At 62.9% G+C, this 7,123-nt stretch carries 6 protein-coding genes; all 6 read right to left on the bottom strand.

Going from position 1 to position 7,123, the window contains the following annotated elements:
• Positions 1-859 precede the first annotated feature (859 nt).
• The 6 genes from VGL40_12755 to VGL40_12730 all read right to left on the bottom strand — a co-directional run bounded on the left by VGL40_12755 (position 860) and on the right by VGL40_12730 (position 6,995).
• Entirely contained in the window at positions 860-1,585 is a 726-nt protein-coding gene (locus VGL40_12755) for a phage Gp37/Gp68 family protein (GenBank protein ID HEY3316132.1), read from the bottom strand.
• Positions 1,586-1,601: 16 nt separating this feature from the next.
• Positions 1,602-2,720: a three-Cys-motif partner protein TcmP gene (locus VGL40_12750; GenBank protein HEY3316131.1), complete on the bottom strand. Its 1,119-nt coding sequence runs from the start codon at positions 2,718-2,720 to the stop codon at positions 1,602-1,604.
• 103 nt (positions 2,721-2,823) lie between these two features.
• Entirely contained in the window at positions 2,824-3,669 is an 846-nt protein-coding gene (locus VGL40_12745) for an extradiol ring-cleavage dioxygenase (GenBank protein HEY3316130.1), read from the bottom strand.
• 44 nt (positions 3,670-3,713) lie between these two features.
• Positions 3,714-4,223: a DUF6125 family protein gene (locus VGL40_12740; GenBank protein ID HEY3316129.1), complete on the bottom strand. Its 510-nt coding sequence runs from the start codon at positions 4,221-4,223 to the stop codon at positions 3,714-3,716.
• A gap of 44 nt (positions 4,224-4,267) precedes the next feature.
• A complete protein-coding gene (gene hemL / locus VGL40_12735) occupies positions 4,268-5,578 on the bottom strand; it encodes a glutamate-1-semialdehyde 2,1-aminomutase (GenBank protein ID HEY3316128.1) in 1,311 nt (436 codons plus the stop codon).
• 28 nt (positions 5,579-5,606) lie between these two features.
• A complete protein-coding gene (locus VGL40_12730; protein HEY3316127.1) occupies positions 5,607-6,995 on the bottom strand; it encodes an MBL fold metallo-hydrolase in 1,389 nt (462 codons plus the stop codon).
• Positions 6,996-7,123 lie beyond the last annotated feature (128 nt).

Here is a 7,123-nt window from a genome sequence, read left to right as displayed (position 1 = left end):
CACGTCTAACCCCATCGGCCGAGTCGTGGTGTCCCCTGACGGCCCGCTGATCGACATCTTCGAGGTGAAGCGGCTTACACGCAGGATCGAAAGTGAGGTCGGACTTGAGGACTCGACCTAGCCAGGTACACGTCTCTGGGAGGTCTTCTCTTAGCTCAACACGTTGGGGGCACGTAACCATTCCGATACACAAAGGTGGCCACATCACCGGCTTCGTGCTTCGGAATGGTTGGTCCTAAGTTAGGGCAAGGTTTGGTCAAGGTTGGCAGTGATCGGCAAGGTTTGGCCATGGTGTGGCATGGTTATTGTCGACCGCTATAGTTGGCCCCGGGGTTATTATAGCGGAGGGGCCGTTCGCTATAATAAACCAGGTGTAAGTTGGTTCAAAGTTTGGGGCCAAATTAGCCAAGCATTTTGCGGGACTCCAAGCAAGGCCCAAAACGAGCGATTTACACAGGCGGCTTTAGCTTCCTCTGGGAGCACGGCCTCCTGAAGCTTTCAGTTGAGAACCTCGTCCTCCGACCAGAGTGGGCGGAGCTCTTTACCGATGAGGAAAAGGCCTTGGCCAGAAGGAAGCTCGAGGAGGCGGGGTTTCAGGTCGGGGCCTAGGCAAGGCATCAGCGTGGTCAGGGGCTCAGTAGTTGCGGAGCTGGGAGAAAGCAAGGCAGGGCGGCGAAAACCGCTCCGCCCTCTTCCTTCTTCGGCCCTCCAAACCCGTGGACGGAAAGTCCACCTTGGCCAAGTGTCACGGCCGGCCTGGACGGCCTCCGCCTTGTGGTCCGCGACCTCGATGCCCTCCCGGGGAGCCCGGTCATCGACCTGAAGCCATGGACTGAGAGGGACCGTAACGACAAGTAAGCTACTGACCGGTAGCGACACAAACCGGCATTTCGTCCCAAGTGCGCCCTTCGAATTCCCTTCCTGATTTCTTCCGATTCACGCCTCCCCACTGCTTGAAGAAAAACGGGACCCCGCCGCTCAAGCATTGGTTTCGAATATCCGTGACCCACCGGGAATCCATCGGCCGTGCTCCTGGACCTGACTCTCCGCCAACGATCACCCAGTCGATTCCCTCCAAATTCATCTTGCCCAACGGCCCAAGAAGCGGTTCAAGCGAAAGGAATTTGACCCGGGCTGGCGTTTGGCGCAAGTGGTCTATGCGTGACTTGGCTGCTTCGTCCTCCACGGTCACACCCATCCAGACATTGGACGGCCATGGGAGAAGCCGGCTCACTTCGGCCAAACGGGACGATCTTTTCGTCAGCACCTGGAATCGGTGCCAATCGGCTCTCCGCATGGTCGTAAATACCCGTTCGATGAAGTTCAGAGGCACGTCTTCGTGGAACAGGTCGCTCATTGAATTGACGAAAACCATCTGAGGCTTACGCCAAGTGAGAGGAAGGTCAAGAGCAGTCTCGTGGAAAGTCAACGTAAAGCCATTGGCATAATGCGGGTTCCCCATAGCTTTTAGCCGTACGGCCAAACGTTCAGCATAGCAGTGCTTGCAGCCTGCACTGATCTTCGAGCAACCGGTGAGCGGATTCCAGGTGGCTTCCGTCCATTCAATGCTTGACTTCAGCGACAACCGTGTTGTCCTCCTTTCACGCCGGAAATGTAATCTCTACCCAGTCGGCTAGTGTGCCTTTCTTTCTTCGCCTTAAGTCTGGGCTAGCCTTGACCCTATCCTCTCCCTCCAGAGTCTTGAGGGCGTCCTTGTAGTTCTGAAGAATGTACCGCCTGCCCACGTTGTGACTTCTAAAAATGCTTCTCACGGTGATGGTCTGCCCCCGGAATTCCATGGCGAGCATTTCCATGAGATCATCCAGAGGGTGTGACAAGTCAAAGAGGGTGCCCATCGCTTTCTCGGCCGGATTGAAGACATGGGAAGGAACCCCTTGGACCTGCGAGGTACTCTCCTTGGCCGTGATATCTTTCATTATCTCGTAGGCGGTCTGGTTCTTGCTCACGAATACGAGGTAATGGCTTGTGCGTGTGCCCTTCATGTTCTTGAACGCAAAGGTGTGGACGAACCTTCCCGTGCCCGCGCCCAGTGCATCCCCAAGTTCTCTGAGTATGCCAGCCTCTCTGTCCTGAGAGCTGGCGGGCGTGAGATCACGTCGAAGCGATTCCGACCTATCCGCTCCGAAGAGGGCTCTGATGTGCTCAGCGACCATGAAGTTGTCGATACCCATGTTGACCCGATTGTAGTTGAACAGAAAGAGGCAATCGGATCCCCAGTCTTTAAGAATTGAGTCAACCAGTCGAAGCGATAGTCCCTTGTACCCCCACGGGTCAATAAAGACGAACGTGGGAACCAGCTTTGTTGATTCGAGGACTCTAGCGAGCGATTCGCCTACCTCGTAATTGAAGACAACCGGGCGGTGGGTGAGGTTCTCCACTCCCGGAGTCGCGGCAATCGCTTCCCGAAGTGACTTAACATGTTCCGCGTTTCGGTCATTGAAGACGGTGATAATCGAACGCCTCATGTCTGGATCCTTGATCGCTTCTTCCAGGATCCGAAGGGGAATCGACTTCGTCCCGTCCTTGTAGCGCCCAGCCCCGGCAAAAAGATCAACATATGCTATTCGTCTCTCCGGGCCGTACCTGCCCACGCTCTGACGAACCAGTATCTTTGCCCATGCCCAGAAGTATCTAGTCGCAATGTTGGCCTTAACTACTGACTGTTCTCGGCTCTTCTCGAAGAAACCGGATGTGGCCACCTGACTGCCTCCATCCCCTCCGAGGTCTGACCCTACTGTGCTAAGCTTACTTCACGAACGTCCGTTCTCCTCCTCCTGTCGAATGGTCTTCTTGCGCCTCCTCCTATCCACCGCGCTCGGGCTGATAATCAGCCACCAGCATCCCGAAGTAGGTCGGGACTTCATACGATAAGAGCTCGGCCTTCATCGGGACGATCTGAGTCACCCCGTGAAGGATCAGCATCTGCCAGAGGCTGTCGGGCTTGGCCTCGTCGACCAGCCGGGGATCGATGTCCAGAAGCTTATGGAGGCGGTTCTGGACGACCAGGTCCTTGACGGTGGCATCATAATTGGCGGCCGCGGGTGAGAACCCGTAGGGGCCGCCTTCTTGATGGGCGTGGCCCTGGTCGGCGCTGGCCACGAAGAGGACCCGCCGGTCGGACTCCTCGGCCAGTTCGGCGACGATCCGTCCCACCTGGACCAGCTGGGAAAGGGGGATCTCGCGGGTCGGGCCGACGAGGACCAGCCGCGGCCGCTCGGCCTCGGGCAGACGGGCTCCGAGGTAGTGAAGAGGGATGATCGACCCCCAGTCGAGGGGGACGTTGGAGGCCTGGCCCTCGAGGGCTCCGTAGTTGCAGCCGACGGCCGGCAGACGGTTTCCACGGGCTCTTTGGACGATGGCCCGGGCCATCTCCCGATCGGTTCGGAACTCCTGGGCGACCCGGCCGTCCCCACCCGGGGCGGTCAGACTGCCCTGGACGTACTCCGAGGTGACGACGGCGATGTGCCCCTCCAGGCGCAGACCGTGCGGCGTCGCCAGGACAATCACTTCCGGCCGCCGGGCAGCCATCCGGCGGCTCAATTCCTCCATGGCTTGACGGGTCTGGGCGAAGGCCTCGAAGGCGTCCCCCGCCAGCTCGGGCAGGATCGCCTCGCCGTGCGGGGCGATGCAGGCTCCGACGATGGCCACGACAGGCACCTCTCATTCGGCGATGATGGGTGTGGATTAGTGGATCAGTCGATGGTGAAGCGCCAGGCGCACCAGTGCTCGGTGGGATGTTCGTCAGGCGGGCAGGTCAGGCACGCGGCATGGATCCGGTCATCGATGGTCCGGGCGAAACCGGCGTACTCGACCAGTCCCACCGGCTTGCAGGGGAAGTCGGGCAATCCCCGCCGCCGCCGGGCCTCCTGAACCCGACAGGCCTTCATCGTGAAGACCAGGGTCCGGTGGTCCGGCCTGTCAATGACCTGGTCATTGATCAAGGCGTAGAGCCGGAAGCGCAGGGCGCGGTCAAGGGCATCGAGCCCGCCGCGCTCGGGCAGACCGAGGAAGCGCTTGATCCGCTCGGCCTCGATGACGGTGAATCTCTCCCAAGCCCGGGCGTCGAGGGCGATGGCCCGGTCGAGCCCGTAGGCGCCCTCGACGGCCTGAAACCACAGGCCGTCGTGGGCCAGCCAGCGCTTAGCCAGGTCGGTCAGGAGCTCGCGGAGCCGTTCGGGGGCGAGATCTTCAAGGCTGCCCATCGGGCCGGACCAACTCCCTCGGCCCGCGACTTCAGTCCGCGACTTCAACCGGCGACTTCGGCGATTTCCTTGAGGGCCTCGTGGGCCGCCCTGGCGGTAGCCTCGAGGTCGGCCTGGCTGTGGGCCGTGCCGGTGAAGCAGGCTTCGAACTGCGACGGGGCCAGGTAGACACCCCGCTTGAGCATGGCGTGGAAGAAGGCGGCGTGCTTCTTCGTGTCGCAGGTGGCCGCGTCGTCCCAATCCCAGACCTCGTGATCGGTGAAGAACAGGGTGAACATGGCCCCGATCTGGTTGACCCGGTAGCCGAGGCCCAGCCGCCGAAGGGTCTCGCGGAGCCAGCCGGCCAGCTCGGTGGTGCGGGCCTCAAGCCCCTCGAAGACCCCGGGTTGGCTCAGCTTCTTCAGGGTGACCAGCCCGGCGGCCATCGCCAGGGGGTTGCCGGAGAGGGTGCCGGCCTGGTACATCGGACCGGCCGGGGCGACCATCTCCATGATCTCCCGCTTTCCGCCGTAGGCGCCGACCGGCAGCCCGCCGCCGATGACCTTGCCGAGGCAGGTCAGGTCGGGGTCAATCCCATAGCGGGCCTGGGCTCCGTGGAGGGCGACCCGGAAGCCGGTCATGACCTCGTCCCAGATGAAGAGGGCCCCGTGGTCGCGGGTCAACCGACGGACGGCCTCGAGGTAACCGGGGCGCGGCGGGACGACCCCCATGTTCCCGGCCACCGGTTCGATGATCACCGCGGCGATGTCCGCCCCGTTCTGGCGGAAGACCTCGGCCAAGGCGTCGATATCGTTGTAGGGGACGGCGATGGTCGTCGCGGCCACGCTGGGCGGGACGCCCGGGCTGTCGGGGATGCCCAGGGTGGCCGCACCCGAGCCGGCTTTCACCAGCAACTGGTCGGCGTGCCCGTGGTAGCAGCCAATGAACTTGACGATCCGGTTCCGGCCGGTGTAGGCGCGGGCCAGGCGGAGGGCGCTCATCGTCGCCTCAGTCCCGGAGTTGACCATCCGGACCATCTCCACCCCGGGGACCAGGTCGACGACGACCTGGGCCAGCTCCACCTCGAGTTCGGTGGGCGCGCCGAAGCTGGTGCCGGTCTCGGCCGTCTTCTTGACGGCGGCGATGACGTCCGGGTCGCAGTGCCCCAGGATCAGCGGGCCCCACGAGCCGACGTAGTCGATGTACTCGTGGCCGTCCACGTCCCAGAGGTGCGAACCGGAGCCGCGGGCGATGAAGAGCGGGTTCCCGCCGACCCCCCGGAACGACCGGACCGGGCTGTTGACGCCGCCGGGAATCAGCTCTTGGGCGCGGGCGAACAACTCGGCACTCTTCGGGTTCGATGCTTGAGTCATCATTCGGCCATCACCTCGGAGTCTAACATCCTCAGACTTCGTACACCTCATGCGGCTGGGGAATCGCCGCCGGTTGACCGTAGTGGGACCGCACCTGTTCGGACAGAGTCTGGATAGCCGCCGGTTCGCCGTGGACCAGGAAGATCCGTTCGGGGTGATGCCCGTTGCGGTGGAAGGCCCCCAGCCAATCGAGGAGGCCGGTCTGATCGGCGTGGGCCGAGAAAGCGTCGATCGAGACGATCTCGGCCTTGACGGCGATCTCCTCGCCGAAGATGCGGACCATCTTGTGCCCTTCCCTGATGTACCGCCCGAGGGTCCCCCGGGCCTGGAAGCCGACGAAGAGGACGGTCGCCTCCGGCCGCCAGAGGTTGTGCTTCAGATGATGCTTGATCCGGCCGGCCTCGCACATCCCGCTGGCCGAGATGATCGTCACCCCGCCGTCGAAGTTGTTCAGGGCCTTCGACTCGTCGCTGGTCCGGGTGTAGGCGACGCCCGGGAACTCGAAGGGGTCCTCACCGGAGGCGAGGAGCTGCTGGGCCTCTTCATCGTAGCACTCCGGATGGCGCTTGAAGATTTCCGTCGCCGAGATGGCCAGCGGGCTGTCGATGAACACCCTGGCGGCGGCGATCTCTCGCTTGTCCAACAGCGTGTTGATCTCGTACAGCAGCTCCTGGGTCCGCCCGACGGCGAAGGCCGGGATGATCAGGTTGCCGCGCCGCTCGTGGGTCCGCCGGAAGACATCGGCCAGCATCGACCGTTTGTCCTGCTTGCACGGATGGAGCCGGTCGCCGTAGGTCGATTCCATGACCACCACGTCGGCCCCGTCGAGCCGGGACGGGTCACGGATGATCGGCGTGTCGCGGTTGCCGAGGTCACCCGAGAAGACGACCCGCTTCCCCTCGGCCCGGATCTCGATGATCGCCGAGCCGAGGATGTGGCCGGCGTCATGGTAGACGACGCTGACCCCGCGGCCGAGGTCGCCGGGGGTGCCGTAGCCGAGGGTGCGGAGGTAGGCCTGGCATCTTTCGGCGTCGGGCACGCTGTAGAGGGGCTCCACCGGCGGAAGGCCGGCCCGCACCCGTTTGCGGCTCTGCCACTCGGCCTCCATCTCTTGGATGTGGGCGCTGTCGGCGAGCATCACGCCGAGGAGGTCGCCGGTGGCCGGGGTGACCACGATCTTGCCCTTGAACCCTTCCTTGACCAAGCGCGGCACCAGGCCGCTGTGGTCGATGTGGGCATGGGTCAGGAGGAGGAAATCGACGGACGACGGGTCGAAGGCGAAGCCTTCGCGGTTGAGTCCCTCGGCCTCCTCCCCGCCTTGATGCATCCCGCAGTCGACCAGCAGTCGCAGGCCCCCGGTCTCGACCAGGAACTGCGATCCGGTGACCGTCTCGGTGGCGCCATGAAACCCGATCTTCAAGCAAAAGGCCTCCTTCGATAGACCGAAGAGTCAACTGCGAATAATGGGGAGCAATTCGCCGCTGGCCATGGGTTTCCTGTCTGGGCGGGAAAAGCGGCGAGCCCGGGGCGAAAGGCCCCGGGCCCGAC

This window comes from Bacillota bacterium, assembly GCA_036504675.1.
Classification (GTDB): domain Bacteria; phylum Bacillota; class Sulfobacillia; order JAJYWN01; family JAJZPE01; genus DASXUT01.
The sequence above is the reverse complement of the archived record's forward strand: the minus strand, read 5'-3'. Positions and strand labels throughout refer to the sequence as shown.